This window comes from Micromonospora sp. WMMD1274, assembly GCF_049179035.1.
GTDB lineage: Bacteria > Actinomycetota > Actinomycetes > Mycobacteriales > Micromonosporaceae > Micromonospora > Micromonospora tulbaghiae.
Map to the genome: position 1 here is coordinate 3,617,527 of NZ_JBMHMG010000001.1, position 21,523 is coordinate 3,639,049.

Here is a 21,523-nt window from a genome sequence, read left to right on the forward strand (position 1 = left end):
CTCACTCCTCCAGCACGGCGGCCGTGATCCGGTGCAGCGCGAACGTGTGCAGCATCTCCGTCCGGTCGTCCTCGGCGCGCAGGTAGCCGGCGCCGATGGACACCGGGCGGACCAGCCGGGACGCGGTCGCCCCGTGCGCGTCGACGTAGCCCACCCAGACCAGCGCCTTGTCCCGTACCGCCTGCTGGAGCACCGCCAGCGCGTCGCCGTGCCCGGACACGGGCGTGGGACCACCCGTCGCCGCCGGGGCGCCGCGGACCACCGCCGGGGCCCGTCGTGCCGCCCGGGCCGCCGCCTCGCCGCGGCGGATCTGCTCCACCACGCCGAGCAGGCGGGGCATCGGCAGCTTCGGCGTGGCGAGCGGGTCCACCGCACGGCCGATCGCGGTACGGGCCGGCGCCCGCCGGGTCTTCGTCCGCGCCAGCACCATCGTTCCGCTGGCGTCCTCGGGCACCGGGGCGTACCCGGCGTCGCGCAGCGCGGTGAGCATCCGGTTGACCTGGTACGGGGTGACCAGCACCGTGGGCGCGAGCCGGCGGAACGCCAGCGGCTCCAGTCGCCGGTCCGCCTGCACCTCGGTGAGCAGCGCCTCGTCGTCGCTGCGCACGTACGCGCCGGCCGACCCGACGCGCAGCCCGCCGTGCTTGCGGGCCACGTCGTCGACCAGATAGGTCAGGCCCTGCGGGACCGGGGTACGCGAGCGGCGGCGGAACAGCGCGTGCAGGTCGTCGGCGGTGTAGCCGGCGTCGAGCGCCCGCCGGATGCTCGCCGTGGTGACCCGGTGCACGCTGGCTCCGCCCGCCGACTCGTGCTCGGCCACCACGTCCAGCTCGGCGGCGAGCGCCGGGTCGGGCGGGCCGGGCACCACCACTGACAGGTCGGCCTGCACCAGCACGTGGTCGACCGGTGCGGGCAGCAGCCCGTCCAGCGCCCGTACGGTCGTCGACGCGTCGCCCGACTCGGCGTCGGAGCGCAACCCGAGCGGGTCGTCCCCGCGCTCGTCGGCCTCGGTCAGCTCGGCGAGCAGCAGCCGCCCGTACGAGGTGAGTGCGCCGAGCCCGGTCACGCCCAGCGTGGCGGCCTCGGCCAGTACCTCCCGGTGCGCCGCCTCCCGCCCTCGGGCCCGCCGGGGCGCGCGCCAGTCCAGCAGCTCCAGCACCTCGTCGGTGGTCGGCGCGGTTCCGGGCGGCAGGTCGGCCAGCACGGCCAGCACCGCGCGCCGGGCGGCCGGCGCGCCGGCCCGTTCCGCCTCGGCGGAGAGCACCGAGATGGGCCGGTCCCGGTCGTCGCGCTGCCCGATCAGGCCGGCCTGGCGGGGCATCGACATCCAGGCGCGGGCGAGCTGCTCCCAGCGTTGGGCCAGCGACACCGCGCGCCACACCTCGTATCCGCCGGTGGGCAGGATCTGCTGGTCGCCGCCGTACCGGGTGGTGGCCGCGCCGGTCAGCTCCATCTCCCCGGTCAGCCCCGCCGCGTACGCCACCTCGAACAGCAGCGCGGTGGTCGGCTCGTCCAGCCCGAGGCCACGGGCGAGTCGCCGCAGGTCGCGTACGCCGACGCCGCCGGAACGCAGGACCGGTGCCGGTTCCGCGGTCAGCGCCTCCAGCATCGCCTCGGTGTGCCGGACCATCTCCATGGTCTGCCCGGCCCCGGCCGAGTCGACGGACTTGACCTCGCGCGGCGGGCCGGACACCACCGGCGGGCCGGTGCGCAGCGGGCCGAGCGGACCGGCGTCGCGGCGCAGCACCAGCCCCACCTCGCGGGGCAGCTCGACGGTGCCGTTGCGGCCGCCGGACATCCGGACCAGGAGCCGGTGCTCGACCAGCCAGCGGATCGGGGAACCGGTCGGCGCTCCGCCGTTGACCAGGTCGGGTGGCAGCACGTCCTCGGCGCCGGTGGCGGGGGCCTCCAGCGCACCGGGGGCGACGGTCCCGACCGGCGGCCCGGCGGCGAGCCGGTCCAGGACCGCCCGGGCCGAGGGCGGCGCGGACAGCAGCGTCCGCCGCAGCTTCGCCGGGTCCGCGCAGAGCGCCGCCGCGCGCGGGTCCAGCTCCGCCGCCGGCCGGCCCAGCCCCGCCGGGTACGGGGACACCTCGTCGATGCCGCCGGCCACGCACAGGTCGTGCTCGGGGCCGTACAGCAGGAACCGGGCCCGGAGCCGGTCGACGGCGGCGCGGACCGCCGTCGGTGCGGGCGGCTGCGGCCCGGCGGTGGCCATGGCCAGGATCTGGTCGGTGGAGGTGGCGCCCTCGGGGCTCCGGGTGAGCCGGGCGGCGTCGAGGATCTGGAGGGTGAACTGGTCCAGCCCGTCGAGCGCCCGGGCCACGGAGACCCGGGACTGGGCGCGCAGGGCGAGGGCGGACACGTCGGCCGGCACCGGCACGACGAGGTCGGGCCGCAGCTGGAGCAGGGCGGCAAGCGACTCGTCGGGGAGGGCCCGCAGGTGGTCGGCGAGTGAGGTGGTCATCGTCGTACCACGCTAGCCCGCTGGGTAGGTTCTCGGCATGTCTCCGCTGATGGTCGGCTTCGACCTCGACATGACCCTGGTCGACTCCCGGCCCGGGATCGCCGCCGCGTTCCGGGCACTGACCGCGCGCACGGGCGTGCACGTGGACGGGGAACTGGCCGTCTCCCGGCTGGGCCCGCCGCTGCGTACCGAGCTGGCGCACTGGTTCCCGCCGGAGCGGGTGGAGGAGGCGGTGGCGCTGTACCGGGAGCTGTATCCGGCGTACGCGATCACCCCGACCGTGCCGATGCCGGGTGCGGAGGCCGCATTGCGCGCGGTGCACGCGCGCGGCGGCCGGACGATGGTGGTGACCGCGAAGATGGGCCGGCTGGCGAAGCTGCACCTGGACCACCTCGGGCTGCCGGTGGACGAGCTGGCCGGGGACGTGTTCGCCGAGCAGAAGGCGGTCGCGTTGCGCGAGCACGGCGCCACCCTCTACGTGGGCGACCACGTGGCCGACATGGCCGCCGCGCGGGCCGCGGGAATCCCGGGCGTGGCGGTGGCGACCGGCCCGTGCACGGCCGACGAACTGACCGAGGCCGGGGCGTACCTGGTGCTTGATGATCTCGTCGAATTCCCGAGGGCGCTGGACCGGATCATCGGGCTAGCCTTGGAGGGGTAGACGGTTCGAGTGGAGCGGGGTTCAACAGGTGCCGACGGGTCGAGTGAAGTGGTACGACGCCGCCAAGGGGTACGGGTTCGTCACCAGTGACGAGGGTGGCGACGTGTTCCTGCCGAAGGGCGCGCTACCGGCGGGTGTCGCCGACCTGAAGGGTGGCCAGCGGGTCGATTTCAGCGTGGTCGACAGCCGGCGGGGCGCCCAGGCGATGGGGGTCAAGCTGCTGGAGGCGCCGCCGTCGGTGGCGGAGCTGCGCCGCCGGCCGGCCGAGGAACTCCACGGCCTGGTCGAAGACATGATCAAGGTGCTGGAGGCGAAGGTCCAGCCGGACCTGCGCCGCGGTCGCTTCCCGGATCGGAAGACCGCCCAGAAGATCGCTCAGCTGGTCCACGCGGTGGCGCGCGAGCTGGAGGTCTGAGGGACGAGCCCGGCGTCGGCGGCCCGGCCCAGCAGCGCCTCCACGGCGGCGAAGCCGGCCTCTCCCAGGTCGGCGGTGAACTCGTTGACGTAGAGGCCGATGTGCCGGTCCACCACGTCGGGCTCCATCTCCTGCGCGTGCGCGAGGACGTACTCCCGGCTGGCCTCCGGGTCGGCCCACGCCTGCCGTACCGACTCGCGGATCCAGGCGGCGGCCTCGACCGGGTCGACGGCGCCCCGGCGGGCCAGGATCGCGCCGAGCGGGATCGGCAGCCCGGTGTCGCCCTCCCACCACTCGCCCAGGTCGACCAGCGCGGTCAGCCCGTGCCGCGGGTAGGTGAAGCGCGCCTCGTGGATGACCAGACCCGCGTCGTACCGGCCGGCGGCCACGCCCGGCATGATCTCGTGGAACGGCACCACCTCGATGCGCGCCGGGGCCTGGTCGGCCGCCCAGAGGCGGAACAGCAGGTACGCGGTGGTCCGCTCGCCGGGCACCGCCACCGTCGCGCCGGACAGGTCGGTCCGGTCGCCACGGGTCAGCACCAGCGGGCCGCAGCCGCGGCCGAGCGCGCCGCCGCAGGGCAGCAGGTGGTAGTCGTCGAGCAGCCACGGCAGCGCGGCGTAGCTGACCTTCACCAGGTCGAACGCGCCCCGCTCGGCGGCGGTGTTGGTGACGTCGACGTCCGCGTATGTCACCTCGACCGCCGGTGCGCCCGGCACCCGCCCGTGCACCAGGGCGTCGAAGACGAACGTGTCGTTGGGGCAGGGGGAGATCGCCAGGGAGAGCGCCACGGTCCCACCGTAACCCCGGCGTCCGGCTGACCCGTCACCCCGTCCGGTGTGACGTCCAGCCGTTCCGGTGCAGCCGCTCGATGCCGTCCAGCAGCAGGTCCAGCGCGAACTCGAACTCGTACTGGTCGTCGCAGCCCGGCCCGACGACCGAGTCGCCGTCGTGGGACGCCGCGGTGGCGACGGCCGCGAGGTTGGGGAACCGGGCGGCCACCTCCGGCGGCAGGTCGGCCGGCGCCTCGGGCGCCGTCGCGCCGGACCGGCCGGCCTGCCGGGAGGCGTCGAACAGTTCCTGGCTGAAGCCCAGCACCCGGCTGCCCAGCGCGTGCATGACGTGGTGGGCCAGGTCGGTGGAGAACCCGCCCGCCCGCAACGCGCCGACCGTCGAGTCGAGGTACGCGAGCACGGCCGGCGTAGCCATGGTCCGGGACTCGATCGCCAGCGACGCCCAGGGGTGGCGGAGCAGCATCCGCCGCGCCGACAGGACGCGCCGGCGGATCGCCTGCTTCCAGTCGCCGGCGGCCGGCGGGTCGATCTCCCCGACGACGATGTCGATCATTCCGTCGAGCAGTTCGTCCTTGTTGGCGACGTGCTTGTAGAGGGCCATCGGCACGACGCCCAGGTCCTGCGCGAGGTTGCGCATGCTGAGCGACTCGATCCCGGTCTGGTCGGCGAGCGCGACGGCGGCACGCAGGACGCGGTCCCTGGTCAGGGGTGCCCGGCGCACCGTCTCCACCTGCTCAGCCATGTCGTCCCCAGTCCTCCCGGTGGCCGTTGACACAGTAACCGTCTTGACGGGTGTACGGCGTACACCTAGCCTGGTCCCATCACGGTGTACGCCGTACACCTGGGAGGGAGCGGGACATGAAGGCGATCGTCCAGGACCGGTACGGCCCCCCGGAGACACTCACGCTCGCCGACGTCGAGACGCCCGAGCCCGGCCCCGGTGACGTCCTCGTCCGGGTCGAGGCCGCCGCGGTGAACGCGTACGACTGGCACGTCATGCGCGGCGACCCCCGGCTGTCGCGGCTGGCGCTCGGCCTCGGGCGGCCCCGGACCCGCGTCCGTGGCCGCGACTTCGCCGGCCGGGTCGAGGCCGTCGGCACCCAGGTGCGGCAGGTACGCCCCGGCGACGCCGTCTTCGGCGACCTCGGCGAGGCCGACGGCGCGTTCGCCGAGTACGTGCGCGTACCCGAGCACCTGGTCGCGCCGCGGCCGGCGAACCTGACCCCGGCGCAGGCGGCGGCCCTGCCGCTGGCAGGCGTCACCGCGCTCCAGGGGCTGCGCGACGCCGGGCAGGTCCGGCCCGGTCACCGCCTCCTGATCAACGGCGCGTCGGGCGGCGTCGGCACGCTCGCCATCCAGCTCGCGAAGGCGCTCGGCGCGACCGTGACCGGCGTGTGCCGCACCCGCAACGTCGCGCTGGTCCGCTCACTCGGCGCGGACCACGTGGTCGACTACACCCGCGACGACTTCACCCGCGCGGGGGACCGCCACGACGTGGTGTTCGACCTGGTCGGCAACCGCTCCCTCACGGCGTTGCGGCGGACACTGACGCCTTCCGGGACGCTCGTGCTCTCCGGCGGCGGCGTCTACCGCGGCGGCAGCCTGCTCGGCCCGATCGGGCTGCTGGCCCGCGGACGGCTGACGGCGCCGTTCGTCCGGCAGCGCGTCGTCGTCCTCGCCACCTCACCCGGCCGGGCGCACCTCGACGCGCTCCGCGAGCACGCCGAGGCGGGCCGCCTCACCCCCGTCGTCGACCGCACCTACCCGCTGCGCGAGGTGCCCGACGCCGTCCGCTACCTCGAAGGCGAGCACGCGCGCGCCAAGGTCGTCATCACGGTCTGAGGCTCCGCTGTCCCCAGCCCGACGGGTTGTCCACAGGGTTGTCCACAGGTGGACAAGATCAGTGGAGGGCGGCAGCGGCGGCGGTGAGCGCGGCGAACGCCTCGCGCATGCGCCACGCGCTCCGGTCGCGCGGGCCGATCGGGTTGGAGACGGTCCGCAGCTCGGCGAAGGGCACACCGGCGTGGGCGGCGGCGACCCCCACGCCGTACCCCTCCATGGCCTCGGCCACCGCCTCCGGGTGCCGCTCGGCGAGCGCCGCGGTGCTGGCGGCGGTGCCGGTCACCGTGCTGACGGTGAGCACCGTGCCGACCGTGGCCCCCGGCAGCGCGGCGCGCAGACGGGCCAGCAGGGCCGGATCGGCGAGCACGGTCCGGCCGCCGCCCAGCAGCTCGGGAGGCATGCCGAGATCCTCCACCGGGATGAAACCGGCCGGCGACTCGGCGCCGAGGTCGGCGGCGACGCTGCGGTCGGCGAGCACCGTGCCGCCCACAGCGACCCGGCCGGCGAACCCGCCGGCGATGCCCGCGCTGACCACCGCCCGGTACGGCCGCCCGGCCGCCTCGGCCAGCGCCAGCAGCCGTGCCGTGGCGGCCCCGGCCACGGCCGGGCCGACCCCGACCGGCAGCACCGTCACGTCCGACGGCACTGTCCCGTCCGACGGCACTGTCCCGTCCGACGGTGCCGGTGCGGTCGATGCGGCGAGGCCGGCACGGATCGCCTCGGCCTCGGCCGGCACGGCCGTGACCACGAGCAGACCGGTCACGCCACCGGCCCCCGGGGATCGCGGCGCTCGGTGTCCTCGACGCCGCCGGGCCCGCCCACCGATGAGGACGGCCGGTAGATGTGGAAGCCGGGCGGCGCCAGCCCGTCGTCGTCCGGCGGCGGGCCGGAACGCTGGGGCGCCGGTGACGTGGGCGCCGGATCGTCGAACGAGGTGGCGGCCGGTTCCTCGGCCCGGGTGGCCTGCTCCGCCGCCAGCTCCTGGTCGCCGAGCGGACGGCCGACCAGATGCTCACCGCGCAGCTTGCCCGCGACCAGCACTCCGCGTACGGCCACCAGCGCGGCCACCGCGGCGGCGACCGTCACGCCGATCAGCCCGGTGAACGGCACCAGCCCGAGCCCGCCCCCGGCCACGAACGCCAGCATCAGCGCGGTCTCCGAGTGCGCGAACGAGCTGGCGCGCAGCCGCTCCGGGATGCGTTCCTGGATCGAGGCGTCCACGGCGAGCTTGGCGATCCCGCTCATCATCGCGGCCACCAGGCAGAGCAGCGCCACCATGGGCAGCGAGAACTTCAGCGCGGCGAGCACCGCCACACCGGCCACCACGATCGTGCCGCTGGACTGGAGCGCTGTCGGCCGGTGGATGCGCAGACGGGTGCCGATCGCGGTGGCCAGGAACGTGCCGACCGCCAGCGCGCCGCCGACCAGGCCCAGTGCGCCCTGGGCGCCGAGGTCGCGGCCGAAGAAGTCGGTGGTCAGGTCACCGGCCTTGATCGCGAAGGCCAGGAACAGCAGCAGGAAGCCGTAGAGCCCGCGCAGCGCGGCCGCGCCGATCAGCGTGGCGATCACCAGCCGGCCGCTGGGACGGCCCCGGCCCAGCGGCCGCTCGCCGTCGCGGCGGCGCATCGCGCGCAGCGGGTGCGGCATCCGCTCCGGCGGCTCGGAGTCGGCCTTCGGCGGCAGCCGGAGCGAGATCACCATGCCGATCAGGAAGATCACCGAGGCGACCCGCAGCGGCCACTGCGGCCCGAACCAGAACGCGGCCAGGCCGATCGGCGCTACGAGCGCACCGGCCACCGTGCCGTAGACGCTCGCGCGCGCCCCGACCTGGGACAGCCCGAGCCCTTCGGGGAGCAGCCGGGGGACCGCCGCCGAGCGGGCCACCCCGTACGCCCGGGAGAGCGCGAGCACGCCGAACGCCGCCGGGTAGAGCCCGAAGCCGCCGATGTAGTCGGAGATCAGCCAGGCCAGGAACGCCCGGCCGAGCATGGTGGTGGCGAGCGCGTACCGCCGGCCGTGGCGGAAGTGGTCGAGCAGCGGGCCGACCACCGGGGCGAGCATGGCGAACGGGACCATGGTCACCAGCAGGTAGAGGGCCACCTTGTTGCGCGCCTCGCCCAGCGGCACGTCGAAGAAGATCGTCCCGGCCAGGCCGATCGCGATGAGCGTGTCACCGGCGCAGGAGAGCGCGTGCAGATCGAACAGGCGGACCATGCCCACCTCGTTGCCGGCGCTGCGGGCCCGGGCGGTGCCGGCCCGCCGGGTCATCCAGCGCCCGCCGTGCAGCGAGCCCCGCAGCAGCAGCCGGGTGGCGCGGATGCCGGTGCCGACGGTCCGCCCGAGGAAGGAGCGGCCGGAGCGGGAGGACAGCGCCATGCGTCCCATCCTCGCCCATCCTTTCCACGTGCGCCGCATCACCCGGAGAGAATGACTCCGGGGAGTGCCTGTCGCCCGTGGACGGGCATGGGGAACAATGGTCCGGTGACCAGGCCCGCCTCCGCCCGCGCTCCCCGGCTCGACCAGGTCTGCGCCGCCGCCGTCGAGGTGGCCCGCGACGCGATCACCGAGGTGGAGCCCACCGACATCGGTGATCATCTCCAGGCGGTCGCCGAGGGCGACCGGGTCGTCACCCACTACTTCGAATGCCGGATGGCCGGTTACCGCGGCTGGCGCTGGGCCGTCACGGTGACCCGGGTGCCGCGCAGCCGGCACGTCACCATCTGCGAGACGGTGCTGCTGCCCGGCCCGGACGCGCTGCTGGCTCCCGGCTGGCTGCCCTGGCAGGAGCGGCTCAAGCCGGGCGACCTGGGCCCGGGCGACCTGCTGCCCACCCCGGCCGACGACGAGCGGCTCGCCCCCGGCTACCTGCTCTCCGACGACCCGGCAGTGGAGGAGACCGCCTGGGAGCTGGGCCTGGGCCGGCCCCGGGTGCTGTCCCGGGAGGGCCGCGCCGAGGCCGCCCAGCGCTGGTACGACGGCGACCACGGCCCGGACGCCGCGATCTCGGTCGCCGCGCCGGCCGCCGCCCGCTGTGGCACCTGCGGCTTCTACCTGCCGCTCGCCGGCTCGCTGCGCCTGGCGTTCGGCGCCTGCGGCAACTTCTACGCCCCGGACGACGGCCGCGTGGTGAGCGCCGACCACGGGTGCGGCGCGCACTCGGAAACGATGATCGAGTCGGCCGAGACGCCCGTCGACGAGCTGCCCACCGTCTACGACGACAGCGCGGTCGAGGCGATGACCGTCAGCCGGGCCCCGGGCTCGGTGGAGGCGGCCGAGCCGGCGGAGCCGTACGGCCACCCCTGACGGGTCAGCGCTGTCGCTGCGCGTCAGCCGCGCGCCGGCGACGCCGGTTGGCGTCGTGCCGCATCATCACCGCGAGGCCGGGAAAGCCCCACAGGAAACCGGCCAGGCAGGTCCAGAGCCAGTTCTGACGCCCGGATTCGGTGAGCCAGTCCCGGAAGAAGACCAGTAGCACCAGGCCGGCCACCGCCCAGGCGATCAGCCCGGCGACGGCGAACGGCACCATCGGCGGGTCGAGCGGCTCCGGCCGCGGCTGTTGCTCCTGTGACACCGGCCCAGCGTACGTGATCGTTCTTCCCTGTCCGCCAGGTGATCTGGGACGATGCGCGCGACAAAACCCGGCCGATGACCTAGATGAGGACCCCATGTCCATTGCTCCGCCGCCGGATCACGGCACGCCGCCCGATCCCGCGCATCCACGAAACGCCTTCGACCGCTTCTTCCTGATCTCGGCGCGCGGGTCGACGCTGAGCCGGGAGCTGCGGGGCGGCTTCGCCACGTTCTTCACGATGGCGTACATCGTGGTGTTGAACCCGCTGATCCTGGGCAGCGGTAAGGACGGCGACGGCCGTTCGCTGGCCATCCCGGCGCTCGCCGCGGCGACCGCGCTGGTCGCCGGTCTGATGACCATCCTGATGGGCGTGGTGGCCCGGTTCCCGATCGCGCTCGCGGCCGGTCTGGGCGTGAACGCGCTCGTCGCCTACGAGATCGCGCCGCAGATGACCTGGGCGGACGCGATGGGCCTGGTGGTCATCGAGGGTGTGCTGATCGGCATCCTGGTGCTCACCGGACTGCGTACCGCGGTGTTCCGCTCGGTGCCCACGCAGCTCAAGACCGCGATCGGCGTCGGTATCGGTCTGTTCCTGACCATCATCGGCCTGGTCGACGCCGGTTTCGTGCGGCGCGTGCCGGACGCCGCGAACTCCACGGTGCCGGTCGGGCTGGGCATCAACGGCAAGATCGTCAGCTGGCCGATGCTCGTCTTCGTGGTCGGCCTGCTGATCACGCTGGTCCTGGTGGTACGCCGGGTCCGCGGCGCGATCCTGATCGGCATCCTGGCCTCCACCGTGCTGGCCATCGTGGTCGAGGCGATCGCCAACATCGGCCCGTCCTTCGTCGACGGCAAGCCGAACCCGAAGGGCTGGGCGCTGAACGTGCCCGAGTTGCCCAAGCAGATCGTGGATCTGCCCGACCTGTCGTTGCTGGGCCAGTTCAACGTGCTGAACTCGTGGAGCCGGGTCGGCTGGCTGGTGCCGCTGATGTTCATCTTCACGCTGCTGATCACGGACTTCTTCGACACCATGGGCACGATGGTCGCGATCGGCCAGGAAGGGGACATGCTCGACGAGACGGGCACCCCGCCGAAGGCCAAGGAGATTCTGCTGGTCGACTCGATCGCCGCCGCCGCGGGTGGCGCGGCCTCGGTGTCCAGCAACACGTCGTACATCGAGAGCGCCGCAGGTGTCGCGGAGGGTGCCCGGACCGGTGTGGCCAACCTGGTCACCGGCGGGTTGTTCCTGCTCGCCATGTTCCTGGCGCCGCTGTCGCTGATCGTGCCGTTCGAGGCCGCCTCGACGGCGCTGGTGGTGGTCGGCTTCCTGATGATGACGGCGGTCCGCACGATCGACTGGACCGACTACGAGATCGCCATCCCGGCGTTCCTCACCATCGCGCTGATGCCGTTCACCTATTCGATCTCGAACGGCATCGGGGCCGGCGTGATCAGCTTCGTGCTGCTGAAGGTAGCCAAGGGTAAGGCCCGCGAGGTCCACCCGCTCCTGTACGGGGTCGCCGTGCTGTTCATCGTGTACTTCCTGCGCGGGCCGGTCGAGTCCGTGTTGCTCTGACGCTGGTGAGCCTGGTCATAACGCATGTCGTTAGCCAGGCTCATTAGTTAAGCTAACGAGTGTGACGGAGCGGACGGTGACGGCGAAACGCGTGCCACCGGCGCAGCTGGCGCCTCAGCTGCGAGATGCGATCACCCGGCTCAACCGGCGGGTCCGACAGGCCCGGCCGGTGGGCGACCTCACGGTCACCCAGCTGTCGGCGCTCACCAGCCTCAATCTGGCGGGCGCCCTCACGCCACGGGAACTGGCTGATGTCGAACGGGTGCAGCCGCCCACGATGACGAAGATCGTCGCGAAGTTGGAGGAGCGCGGCCTCGTGCAGCGCACTCCCCATCCGACCGACGGACGGCAGGTCATCCTGGCGGCGACCGAAGGGGGACGGGCCGTACTCGACCAGTTCGAGCGGGCCCGCAACGAGTGGCTGGCCACCCGGCTGGCCGCGCTGACCGAGGACGAACGCGAAACGCTACGGCGTGCCGCGGACATCCTCCAGGGCATCGCTCGCGCCTGACACCGCCGCCCGCGGTTCGCTTCGTCAGCTGTGGATGAAGCGTACCGACGCAAGGAGGCGCACCTAGAGTGCAGGCCAAGCTGAGCACGATGTTCCAGTCCCTACGAGTCCGTAACTACCGGCTCTTCGCCACCGGACAGCTGATCAAACTGATCGGCGTCTGGATGATGTTCATCGCCCAGGACTGGCTCGTCCTCGAGCTCAGCGACAACTCCGCGACCGCACTCGGCGTGGTCACCGCGTTGCAGTTCACGCCCGTACTCCTGCTCACGCTGCTGTCCGGCCGGCTCGCCGACCGCTACGACAAGCGGATGCTGCTCTTCGTCGCCAACGCGTTCTGGACCGTGCTCGCGCTGGCCATGAGCATCCTGGTCCTCACCGGCCTGGTGCAGCTCTGGCACGTCTTCACGTTCGCCGCCCTGCTCGGCGTGTCCAACGCGGTCGAGACGCCGGTCCGGCAGGCGTTCGTCTCCGAGCTGGTCGGCATGCCGCTGCTGCCGAACGCGCTCTCGCTCAACGCGGCCGTGTTCAACTCCGCCCGGATCGTCGGCCCGGCCGTCGCCGGCCTGGCCATCGCCGTCGTCGACGTCGGCCCGGTCTTCCTGGTCACCGCGCTCAGCTCGATCGCCCCGCTGGTGAACGTGGTCCGGATGCGTACCGACGAGCTGCACCGCAAGGAACTGCCGCCGGTGGGCGAGCGGGACCAGGCCCGGGTGGTCGACGGCCTCCGGTACGTGGCACGACGCCCGGACATCCTGCTGCCGATGGTCCTCATGTCGGTGATCGGGATGAGCCTGTTCAACTTCCAGCTCACCCTCGCCGCGCTCGCGAAGACCGTGTTCAACACCGGCGCCGCCTCGTTCGGCCTGTTCAGCACCGCGCTCGCGGCCGGTGCGCTGGTCGGGGCGCTGGCCGGCACCGGACGGCGCAGCCGGCCCTCGGTCTGGCTCGTGCTCGGTGCCGCGATCGGTTGCGCCGTCTTCGGCACGCTCGTCGGGCTCGCCCCGGCGTACTGGATGGTCGTGACGCTGCTGCTGCCCGCCGGGTTCTTCATGATCTACTTCGCCCAGGCCGCCAACCAGCGCGTACAGCTCGGTGTCGACGCGTCCTTCCGGGGACGGGTGATGGCGCTGTGGGTGCTGGTGTTCCTGGGCACCAACCCGGTCGGCGCGCCGCTGATCGGCTGGGTCGCCGAGACGTACGGCGCGGGCGCGAGCATCTGGGCCGGTGGTCTGATCTCGCTCACCGCCGCGCTGCTGGCGCTCACCTGGCAGCTGCGCCGCTCCGGCGCCCGGCTGCGCATGCGGGTGCTGCCGATGCCCCGCTTCTACGTGGTGTCACCCGGCGCCAAGTAACGCCGATAGCCGGTCGTACCGGCCCGATTACCCAAACGGGTGGCGGGCCGGTGCGGCAGGGCTTAGCGTCGATGTGTGGAAGTGGGGCAGGGACTGCTGCTGGCGCTGGCGATCCTCGCCGTCTGCTGCCTGCCTGCCCTGTTCGCGCTGCTGTTCTGCGCCGACGAGATCATCGATCGGGTCGCCTGCGGATGGGCCGAGTGGCGGGAGCAGCGACGGGAACGCCGCACCATCGCGCGGCTCGACCGGGCCATCGAGGCCGAGGCGCTGACCCGCGACATCGACCTCACCGAGTTCGACAAGGACGGCCGCCGCCCGCTGGAACAGCTCGCCACCGACCTGCGCCGGCTCGGCGGGCACCGGCTCGCCGCCGCCGACCGCAGCGTGGTGTGGCACGGCGCGGTCATCGAGGCGTACGACGAACGGCTGCGCGCCGCCTGTCACGCGCTCGGCATCGCCGAACACCTGGCCGAGCTGGACGGCGTCGACCGGGAGATCGAACGGGTACGCGTCGAAGGGCTGCTGCACGCCGCCGGGCTGACCCTGCCGGCCGCCCGCGCCGCGCACCACCAGCGGCACCGCTGACCGGGTGCGTCTCTTCGCGGCGATCTACCCGCCTCCCGTGGCGGTCGCGGACCTGACCGCCCGGATCAAGGGCCTGCGGGTCGCATCCGCCCGCCACGCCCGGCTCGCCGACCCGGCGAACCTGCACCTCACGCTCGCCTTCCTCGGTGAGGTGCCGGACGTCCGGCTGCCCGATGTGGAGTCGGCGCTCGCCTCGGCCGCCCGGTCGGCTCGCTCCCCGCGGCTACGCCTCGCCGGTGGCGGCAGATTCGGTCAGAGTCGGTCCACTGTGCTCTGGGTGGACGTGCGTGGCGAGGTCGACGCGCTCGACGCGCTCGCCCGGTCGATCCGCGACGGGCTGCGCGGGGCCGGGCTGTCCTACGACGACAAGCCGTTCCGGCCACACCTGACCATCGCCCGCCCCGGCGACCGGGTGCCCGAGTCCGAGCTCCGCGCCGACCTGGCGACCCTGGGCGACTACTCCGGCCCGGACTGGCCCGCCGACCGCCTGACCCTGGTCCACAGCAACCCAGGCCCACCCACCCGCCACACCCGAGTCACCACCTGGCCCCTCTAGCCCGCCCCCACCCCCGCCCCGCCCCCGCCCCCCGCCCTCTCCCTCGCCCGCGATCTTGCAGTTTGTGCCCGGGCAAAACACCCGAACCGCCCCGAGTGGAGGCGCAAAGTGCAAGATCAACGGGGCGAGGGCGAGGGCGAGGGCGAGGGCGCGGGCGAGGGCGGGCGGGCCGGGGTTTACCAGGCCCAGGCCTCGGGGCCGGGGCCGCCGTTGCCCACGGGCGGGAACAGCTCGTCGAGGCGGGTGAGGGTGGGCTCGTCCAGGTGGACGTCGAGGGCACCCAGGTTGCGGTCGAGCTGGTCCATGGTGCGGGGGCCGACGATCGGGGCGGTCACGCCCGGCCGGGACAGCAGCCAGGCCAGCGCCACGTCGGCCGGGTCGTGGCCGAGGTCGGCACAGAGCTTCTCGTACGCCTCGATGGTGTTCCGGTGCTCGGCCAGCGCGTCGGCCGAACGGCCGGTGGTGCCGCGCGCCGCGCTGCCCTCGGCCATCTTGCGGATGATGCCGGAGAGTAGCCCGCCGTGCAGCGGCGACCAGGGGATGATGCCCAGCCCGTAGTGCTGGGCGGCCGGGACGACCTCCAGTTCGACGTGGCGGGTCAGCAGGTTGTAGATCGACTGCTCGGAGACGAGGCCGAGGAAGTTGCGCTGTCCGGCGGCGGCCTGCGCCTGGGCGATGTGCCAGCCGGCGAAGTTGGACGAGCCGACGTAGATCACCTTGCCCTGGGCGACGAGCGTCTCCATCGCCTGCCAGATCTCCTCCCACGGCGTGGTCCGGGAGATGTGGTGCATCTGGTAGAGGTCGATCGTGTCGGTCTGGAGCCGGCGCAGCGAGTCCTCGCAGGCCCGGATGATGTGCCGGGCGCTCAGGCCCTGCTCGTTGGGCCACTCGCCCATCTTGCCGTACACCTTGGTGGCGAGGACGACCTTGTCGCGGCGCCCGCCGCCCTGCGCGAACCAGCGGCCGACGATGTGCTCGGTGACGCCCTCACCGAGCTTCCAGCCGTAGACGTTCGCGGTGTCGAAGAAGTTGATCCCGTGTTCGAGCGCCCGGTCCATGATGGCGAAGCTGTCCGGCTCGTCGGTCTGCGGACCGAAGTTCATCGTGCCGAGGCAGAGACGGCTCACGGACAGACCGGTGCGTCCCAGGTTCGTGTACTCCATGCCTCCACCCTGGCACGCCGGCACTTCGAGTGCCTTGCCGACGAGCCAGGGTGGAGCGATGGATCAGGATGATTCGCGGGCCGCCGGGCCGGTGCCGAACAGCACGTCGTCCCAGCTCGGCAGCCGCTTGCGCGGCTTGCCACCGGCGTCGGTGGACTCGGCGGACGCACCGCCGGTCGCCGCCGCGGGGCCGGTGCGACGGGGCCGCAGCACGGCCAGCGAGGGTACGGCGGGGATCTCCTTCGGCGCGTCCGAGTCGTCGTCGAAGGCCGAACCCTGCCCACCACCGAGCAGCGCGGCGGCACCACCGGCGACGGCCCGCTGACGGGGCGCCTCCTGCCCGGCCAGCGCGGCCGGGGAGCGGCTGTCGAGACCCCGCCCGGACGTGCCGCCGAGCGGCCGGTCCAGTGAGGCGAGCAGCGCGTCCCGGCCGGCGCGGATCGGGTCACGCCCCGGACGGGCGTGGTCGGAGGCGGCCGGCAGGCCGTGCCCACCCCGGCTCGGCTCACCGCGCGACGGGCCGGGCAGCGCGTGGCCGCCCCGCTCCGGCGCCGGCTCCTGGCCGAGGATCGGCGTGGGCCGCTCGGCGCACAGGTATTGCGCCATGTCGTCGTGCGGGGCGACGTTCTGCCGGGTCTTGTCCAGATCCCACACCGCCTGCGCGGTGGCCTTGCCGGACGGCCAGGTCGCGATGATCCGCCAGGTGCCGTCGTCGCGGCGGTAGGCGTCCCACGAGATCTTCTCGGTGTCGATGCCGTGCTGGGCCAGCCGGCCGTTGACGACCTCGGCCAGCGGGGTCGGCTTCTCCGCGCCCTTGAGCCGGGTGCGGCGGGCGTGCTGGGCGAGCATGGCCCGCTCCTGGAGCACCGGGCCGGCGTAGCGCAGCACCCGGTCGACCGGCACACCGGCGATGCGGGCGACGTCCTCCGCGGACTCGCCGGACCGGATCCGGGCCTGGATGTCCCGTGGGGACAGCGACGGCGTCGGGTCGGTGGCGCTCGGCACCACCGCGAGCGGCGGGGCGCCCGGCTCGGCGTGCAGCGCCGACGCGATCCGCTCGTCGATGGGCAGCGCCAGCAGGCGCCCCACCTCGTCGGCGAGCACCAGGGCCTGGCCGTCCTCGGAGAGGGCGACGAAGCGTACTGGGCGCATGGGCTTGCCTCCGTCCCGCTTCGCTGGCCGTCACGCCACGGGAGCCGGCCACCCGGGCGTCTCGCACCACCGTACGCTCATCTACCCGCCGATGGGGACTGCGACACCCCGGCATGTCGTGACTGAGCTGCGGTAATGATCACGGTGGGTGGCCGCCGGAGCCCCGACGGCCACGCACCGTGACCAAGTGATCAGAGTCGCTCGACCACGTAGTCGATGGACGCGGTGAGCGCCTCGACGTCGGCCGGCTCGACGGCCGGGAACAGCGCCACCCGAAGCTGGTTGCGGCCCAGCTTGCGGTACGGCTCGGTGTCGACGATGCCGTTGGCGCGCAGCGCCTTGGCGATCGCCGTCGCGTCCACCCCGTCGGCGAAGTCGACGGTGGCGACCACGTTGGACCGCAGCGCCGGGTCCGACACGAACGGCGTGGCGAACGACGAGCGCTCGGCCCAGCCGTACACGATGCCGGCGCTCTCGGCGGTGCGCTTGGCCGCCCAGGCCAGCCCGCCCTGGGAGTTCATCCAGTCGGTCTGCTCCGCGGCCAGGAAGATGGTCGCCAGCGCCGGGGTGTTGTACGTCTGCTCCAGCCGCGAGTTGTCGATCGCGGTGACCAGGTCGAGGAAGGCCGGGATGTAGCGGCCCGACTCCTTGACCTCGGTGGCCCGGGCCAGCGCGGCCGGCGACATCAGGGCCAGCCACAGCCCGCCGTCGGAGCCGAAGCACTTCTGCGGGGCGAAGTAGTAGACGTCGGTCTGGGCGACGTCCACGTCCAGCCCGCCCGCACCGGAGGTGGCGTCGACCAGCAGCAGCGAGCCCTCGTCGGCGCCCGCGACCCGGCTGATCGGCACCGCGACACCGGTGGAGGTCTCGTTGTGCGGGGTGGCGTAGACGTCCACGCCGGCCTCGGCCACCAGGGCCGGGGCGCTGCCCGCGTCGGACTTGCGGACGGTCGCCTCACCGAGGAACGGCGCGTCGGAGACCGACTTGGCGAACTTGGCGCCGAACTCGCCGAAGCTGGCGAACTGGGCCCGGTCGCGGATCAGGCCGAACGTCGCGACCTCCCAGAACGCGGTGGTGCCGCCGTTGCCGAGCACCACCTCGTACCCCTCGGGGAGGGAGAAGAACTCGGCCAGGCCGCGGCGCAGCCGGGCCACCTGGTCGCGGACCGTCTTCTGCCGGTGCGACGTGCCCAGGTAGCTGGTGGCGACGTCGGAGAGGGCGGAGACCGCGGCCGGACGGACCTTGGACGGGCCGCAGCCGAATCGTCCGTCGGCGGGCCTGATCTCGTCGGGAATCCGGATGGTCGGTGCGTCAGCCACGGTCTTGAAGATCCTTCCGCATGGGCGAGAGGTGAGCTGGCAGGGCGCGGACGATGTCCTGCCGCGTGGCGGCGGGCGTCCGAGCCCGTTCCGGCGACACTGCCACGGCCATCCTCGCACCTGCCCGGGCACGTCCGGCGGGCTGTCCCACCCCGGTCGGTGAGGCGTCCGCCACACGCGCGGCGTGCCGGTCCCGGAGATGCCGGAGCCCCGCTCCACCGGCTGGGGAACGGGGCTCCGGGCGAGACGTCAGACGCCGTGCGGGATGGCGTCCCAGCCCTCGACCTGCTGCGGCTTGCGCGGGCCGTGGCCGACGTACGTGGCCGACGGCCGGACCAGCCGCTGGAGCTTCTTCTGCTCCAGGATGTGCGCCGACCAGCCGCCCATCCGGGCGCAGGTGAACATCGAGGTGAACATGTGCGCCGGCACCTCGGCGAAGTCCAGCACCACGGCCGACCAGAACTCGACGTTGGTGGCGAGGACGCGGTCCGGGCGGCGGGCCTGGAGCTCGGCCAGCGCGGCCTTCTCCAGCGCCTCGGCGACCTCGAAGCGCGGCGCGCCCAGCTCCTTGGCGGTACGCCGCAGCACGCGGGCGCGCGGGTCCTCGGCCCGGTAGACCCGGTGGCCGAAGCCCATCAGGCGCTCGCCGCGGTCCAGGACGCCCTTGACGTACCCGTCGGCGTCGCCGCTGCGCTCGACCGCCTCCAGCATGCTGAGCACCCGGGACGGGGCGCCGCCGTGCAGCGGGCCGGAGAGCGCGCCGATGCCGGAGGAGATGCAGGCCGCGGCGTCCGCGCCGGTGGAGGCGACGATCCGGGCGGTGAAGGTGGAGGCGTTCAGGCCGTGCTCGGCGGCCGAGATGAAGTACGCGTCGACGGCCTTGACGTGCCGCGGGTCGGGCTCACCCCGCCAGCGCTTCATGAACCGCTCGACGATGGTCTCCGCCTTGTCGATCTCCTTCTGCGGCACGGCCGGCAGGCCCAGGCCGCGTGCCGACTGGGCGACGAAGGACAGCGCGGTGACCGACACCCGGGCCAGGTCCTCGCGGGCCTGCTCGTCGGAGATGTCGAGAAGCTGGTTGAGCCCCCAGTACGGGGCCAGCATGGCGACCGCGGACTGCACGTCGACGCGGATGTCACCGGAGTGCACCGGCACCGGGAACGGCTCGGCCGGCGGCAGGCCCGGGCCGAACCGGCCGTCCACCAGCAGCGCCCAGACGTTGCCGAACGAGACCTGGCCGATCAGGTCCTCGATGTCCACGCCCCGGTAGCGCAGTGATCCCCCCGCGCGGTCGGGTTCGGCGATCTCGGTCTCGAAGGCTACGACGCCCTCCAGGCCCGGTTTGAAATCGGACATGTCGTCTCCTGGCTTCGGCTCGGCGCGCCCGGGCGGGCTGATCGAGCCCCGCAGCTCAGGCGACCCTTCAGGGATGTGGTTCGGAACATCTTGCCCGGTGGGTAACGCGCTGCGCGACCCACAGCCACTGTGCGCCACGCGACATCCCCGCCGGTGGACGCCCGTTCGGGAAGGAGAAGACTGGGTACCGGGGCCTGGCCAGCGTCGGGGGACGCCGGCACGCCCGGGAGAGGGACTACCACAGTGACAGGCGACACACCCGCCCCGGCCGGCATGCGTAACGAGTACGCGGCCGACCTGGGCCTGACCGAGACGGACCTGGCGCCGGACTGGCACACCCAGTTCGCCCGCTGGTTCGCCGACGCGGTGGCCCATCCGCTGCCGGAGCCGAACGCGATGGTGCTCGGCACCGCCGACGCCGAGGGCCGGCCCAGCGGGCGCACCGTGCTGCTCAAGGGGTACGGCCCGGAGGGCTTCGTCTTCTACACCAACCACGGCTCGCGCAAGGGCGCCGAGGTGACCGGGAACCCGTGGGCCAGCCTGGTGTTCCCCTGGTTCCCGATGCAGCGGCAGGTGATCGTGACCGGCCGGGTCGAGCAGGTGGACCGCGCCGAGACCGAGGCGTACTTCGCCGGCCGGCCGCGCGGCTCGCAGCTCGGGGCGTGGGCCAGCGCCCAGTCGACGGTGGTGCCGGACCGGGCCGCGCTCGACGCGGCGTACCGGGCGGCGGCCGAGCGGTTCGCCGACGTCGACCCGATCCCCGCGCCGCCGTACTGGGGCGGGTTCCGGGTCCGGCCGGAGACCGTCGAGTTCTGGCAGGGCCGGGCCAGCCGGCTGCACGACCGGCTGCGCTTCCGGCGTACCGGGGACGCGGTCTTCGTCGTCGAGCGGCTCGCACCGTGACCGACGTCACGTCGGCCCGGCGGCGGGGCGCGCGCCGCTGGGCGATCGACCTGCGTCCGCTGCGGGTGCCCGCGTACCGGCGGGTCTGGACCGGCAACGCGATCGCCATGTTCGGCTTCCAGTTCACCGCCGTGGCGGTGCCGGTGGAGATGTTCGACCTGACCGGCGGCTCGCTCTGGGTCGGCCTGCTGGGCATCGCCGGCTTCGTACCGTTGCTGGTGTTCGGGCTGTGGGGCGGCGCGGTCGCCGACGCCCGGGACCGCCGCCGGGTGCTGCTCGCCGGCGGCTGCGTGCTCTGGGCCTCGACGCTCGGGCTGCTCGTGCAGTCGCTGGCCGGCGTGCGCAGCCCGCTGCTGCTCCTGCTGCTGGTCGCCCTCCAGTCGACGGCCTTCGCGATCACCTCGCCGGCCCGTAGCGCGATCCTGCCCCGGCTCGTGCCGGCCGAGCTGGTCCCGGCGGCCACCACGCTGAACTTCACCACGTTCACCGCCGCCGCCGTCTTCGGCCCGCTCGCCGCCGGGCTGATCTTCGCCGCCTGGCAGGTCGGGGTGGCGCTGCCCATCGCGTACGCGGCGGACGCGCTGCTGTTCACCGCGTCGCTCTGGGCCACGTTGCGCCTGCCTGCGATGCCGCCGTCGCCGGACCCGGACGGCGGCGTGCGCAAGGCCGGGTTCGCCAGCATCGTCGACGGCTTCCGCTACCTGGCGACCACGCGGGTGCTGCTGCTCTCCTTCGCCATCGACCTGATCGCGATGATCCTGGCCATGCCGCGGGCGCTGTTCCCGGAGCTGGCGCAGGAACGCTTCGGCGGTGCCTCGGCGGTGGGCTGGCTCTACAGCTCCATCGCCATCGGCGCGATGCTCGGCGGCCTGACCTCGGGGTGGATCGGCCGGGTCCGCCGCCAGGGCCTCGCGCTCACCGTGGCGGTGGTCGGCTGGGGCGTGGCGATCGCGCTCGCCGGGCTGGCCGGGCAGTTGTGGGTCGCCGTGGTGCTGCTGGGTGTCGCCGGTGCCGCCGACCTGGTCAGCGCCACGCTGCGCCAGTCGATGCTGCTGGTCTACGCGCCGGACCGGATGCGTGGGCGTCTCCAGGGCGTGAACACGGTGGTGGTAGCCGGCGGCCCGCGCCTGGGCGATCTGCGCGCCGGTGCGATGGCCGCCGGTTTCGGCACCGGCTTCGCCATGGTCGGTGGCGGCCTGGCTGCCGCCGTGCTCGCGGTGGTGCTGGTGGTGGCGTTCCCGGCGCTGTTGCGCTATCGCTCCACCACCCCCGCCGAGGAGCGCCGCTGACGGTAGGG

21 protein-coding genes are annotated in these 21,523 nt (G+C 73.6%); 11 read left to right on the forward strand and 10 right to left on the reverse strand.

Going from position 1 to position 21,523, the window contains the following annotated elements:
- Window position 1: 1 nt before the first annotated feature.
- On the reverse strand, window positions 2–2,467 hold the full coding sequence (locus ACN27D_RS17045; RefSeq protein WP_364806154.1) for a helicase-associated domain-containing protein: 2,466 nt from the start codon (window positions 2,465–2,467) through the stop codon (window positions 2–4).
- 37 nt (window positions 2,468–2,504) lie between these two features.
- Here ACN27D_RS17045 and ACN27D_RS17050 point away from each other — a divergent pair, with 37 nt between their 5' ends.
- On the forward strand, window positions 2,505–3,128 hold the full coding sequence (locus tag ACN27D_RS17050; RefSeq protein ID WP_121686356.1) for an HAD family hydrolase: 624 nt from the start codon (window positions 2,505–2,507) through the stop codon (window positions 3,126–3,128).
- A gap of 28 nt (window positions 3,129–3,156) precedes the next feature.
- Window positions 3,157–3,543 (forward strand): cold-shock protein, encoded by a 387-nt coding sequence (locus tag ACN27D_RS17055; RefSeq protein ID WP_026267952.1) that lies wholly within the window; start codon window positions 3,157–3,159, stop codon window positions 3,541–3,543.
- On the opposite strand, the gene ACN27D_RS17060 is transcribed toward ACN27D_RS17055, so the two are convergent.
- Window positions 3,504–4,334: a 1,4-dihydroxy-6-naphthoate synthase gene (locus ACN27D_RS17060; RefSeq protein WP_013473740.1), complete on the reverse strand. Its 831-nt coding sequence runs from the start codon at window positions 4,332–4,334 to the stop codon at window positions 3,504–3,506. The genes ACN27D_RS17055 and ACN27D_RS17060 overlap by 40 nt on opposite strands.
- Before the next feature lie 34 nt (window positions 4,335–4,368).
- The gene (locus ACN27D_RS17065) at window positions 4,369–5,079 is read right to left on the reverse strand and encodes a TetR/AcrR family transcriptional regulator (RefSeq protein ID WP_421499476.1); all 711 of its coding nucleotides are present in this window, start codon (window positions 5,077–5,079) and stop codon (window positions 4,369–4,371) included.
- Window positions 5,080–5,195: 116 nt separating this feature from the next.
- Here ACN27D_RS17065 and ACN27D_RS17070 point away from each other — a divergent pair, with 116 nt between their 5' ends.
- The gene (locus ACN27D_RS17070) at window positions 5,196–6,179 is read left to right on the forward strand and encodes an NAD(P)-dependent alcohol dehydrogenase (protein ID WP_421499477.1); all 984 of its coding nucleotides are present in this window, start codon (window positions 5,196–5,198) and stop codon (window positions 6,177–6,179) included.
- 58 nt (window positions 6,180–6,237) lie between these two features.
- Here ACN27D_RS17070 and ACN27D_RS17075 read toward each other — a convergent pair whose 3' ends face one another.
- Both ACN27D_RS17075 and ACN27D_RS17080 read right to left on the reverse strand, forming a co-directional pair.
- The gene (locus ACN27D_RS17075; RefSeq protein WP_421499478.1) at window positions 6,238–6,942 is read right to left on the reverse strand and encodes a futalosine hydrolase; all 705 of its coding nucleotides are present in this window, start codon (window positions 6,940–6,942) and stop codon (window positions 6,238–6,240) included.
- A complete protein-coding gene (locus ACN27D_RS17080; protein WP_047892540.1) occupies window positions 6,939–8,555 on the reverse strand; it encodes an MFS transporter in 1,617 nt (538 codons plus the stop codon). Before ACN27D_RS17080 ends, ACN27D_RS17075 begins: the two co-directional genes overlap by 4 nt.
- Before the next feature lie 87 nt (window positions 8,556–8,642).
- Here ACN27D_RS17080 and ACN27D_RS17085 point away from each other — a divergent pair, with 87 nt between their 5' ends.
- Complete coding sequence (locus ACN27D_RS17085) at window positions 8,643–9,482, forward strand: DUF3027 domain-containing protein (RefSeq protein WP_120571996.1); 840 nt, start codon at window positions 8,643–8,645, stop codon at window positions 9,480–9,482.
- Window positions 9,483–9,486: 4 nt separating this feature from the next.
- Here ACN27D_RS17085 and ACN27D_RS17090 read toward each other — a convergent pair whose 3' ends face one another.
- Window positions 9,487–9,750 carry a DUF2530 domain-containing protein gene (locus ACN27D_RS17090; RefSeq protein WP_421499479.1) on the reverse strand — a complete coding sequence of 88 codons (264 nt, stop codon included), beginning with the start codon at window positions 9,748–9,750 and terminating at the stop codon, window positions 9,487–9,489.
- 94 nt (window positions 9,751–9,844) lie between these two features.
- Between ACN27D_RS17090 and ACN27D_RS17095 the strand changes: the two genes are divergently transcribed.
- The 5 genes from ACN27D_RS17095 (at window position 9,845) to thpR (ending at window position 14,333) form a co-directional block, all read left to right on the forward strand.
- Entirely contained in the window at window positions 9,845–11,326 is a 1,482-nt protein-coding gene (locus tag ACN27D_RS17095; protein WP_421499480.1) for an NCS2 family permease, read from the forward strand.
- A 61-nt stretch (window positions 11,327–11,387) separates the two neighbouring features.
- Window positions 11,388–11,837 (forward strand): MarR family winged helix-turn-helix transcriptional regulator, encoded by a 450-nt coding sequence (locus ACN27D_RS17100; RefSeq protein ID WP_030274920.1) that lies wholly within the window; start codon window positions 11,388–11,390, stop codon window positions 11,835–11,837.
- Between the two features lie 68 nt (window positions 11,838–11,905).
- Window positions 11,906–13,192, forward strand: coding sequence for an MFS transporter (locus ACN27D_RS17105; protein ID WP_120571995.1), 1,287 nt, complete (start codon window positions 11,906–11,908; stop codon window positions 13,190–13,192).
- 75 nt (window positions 13,193–13,267) lie between these two features.
- Window positions 13,268–13,777 carry a hypothetical protein gene (locus ACN27D_RS17110; protein WP_013283716.1) on the forward strand — a complete coding sequence of 170 codons (510 nt, stop codon included), beginning with the start codon at window positions 13,268–13,270 and terminating at the stop codon, window positions 13,775–13,777.
- 4 nt (window positions 13,778–13,781) lie between these two features.
- Window positions 13,782–14,333 (forward strand): RNA 2',3'-cyclic phosphodiesterase, encoded by a 552-nt coding sequence (gene thpR, locus ACN27D_RS17115; RefSeq protein WP_421499481.1) that lies wholly within the window; start codon window positions 13,782–13,784, stop codon window positions 14,331–14,333.
- 176 nt (window positions 14,334–14,509) lie between these two features.
- On the opposite strand, the gene ACN27D_RS17120 is transcribed toward thpR, so the two are convergent.
- From ACN27D_RS17120 to ACN27D_RS17135, 4 genes are all read right to left on the reverse strand, one after another.
- Window positions 14,510–15,496 (reverse strand): aldo/keto reductase, encoded by a 987-nt coding sequence (locus ACN27D_RS17120; RefSeq protein WP_120571993.1) that lies wholly within the window; start codon window positions 15,494–15,496, stop codon window positions 14,510–14,512.
- Between the two features lie 63 nt (window positions 15,497–15,559).
- Window positions 15,560–16,648, reverse strand: a complete 1,089-nt coding sequence (sepH, locus tag ACN27D_RS17125) for a septation protein SepH (RefSeq protein WP_421499482.1) — start codon at window positions 16,646–16,648, stop codon at window positions 15,560–15,562.
- Between the two features lie 191 nt (window positions 16,649–16,839).
- Window positions 16,840–17,967 carry a phosphoserine transaminase gene (gene serC / locus ACN27D_RS17130; protein ID WP_421499483.1) on the reverse strand — a complete coding sequence of 376 codons (1,128 nt, stop codon included), beginning with the start codon at window positions 17,965–17,967 and terminating at the stop codon, window positions 16,840–16,842.
- A 249-nt stretch (window positions 17,968–18,216) separates the two neighbouring features.
- Complete coding sequence (locus ACN27D_RS17135) at window positions 18,217–19,323, reverse strand: citrate synthase 2 (protein ID WP_013283721.1); 1,107 nt, start codon at window positions 19,321–19,323, stop codon at window positions 18,217–18,219.
- A 273-nt stretch (window positions 19,324–19,596) separates the two neighbouring features.
- Between ACN27D_RS17135 and pdxH the strand changes: the two genes are divergently transcribed.
- Both pdxH and ACN27D_RS17145 read left to right on the forward strand, forming a co-directional pair.
- A complete protein-coding gene (gene pdxH, locus ACN27D_RS17140; protein ID WP_421501159.1) occupies window positions 19,597–20,226 on the forward strand; it encodes a pyridoxamine 5'-phosphate oxidase in 630 nt (209 codons plus the stop codon).
- On the forward strand, window positions 20,223–21,515 hold the full coding sequence (locus tag ACN27D_RS17145) for an MFS transporter (RefSeq protein ID WP_350816720.1): 1,293 nt from the start codon (window positions 20,223–20,225) through the stop codon (window positions 21,513–21,515). The genes pdxH and ACN27D_RS17145 overlap by 4 nt, the downstream gene beginning before the upstream one ends.
- Window positions 21,516–21,523: the final 8 nt, after the last annotated feature.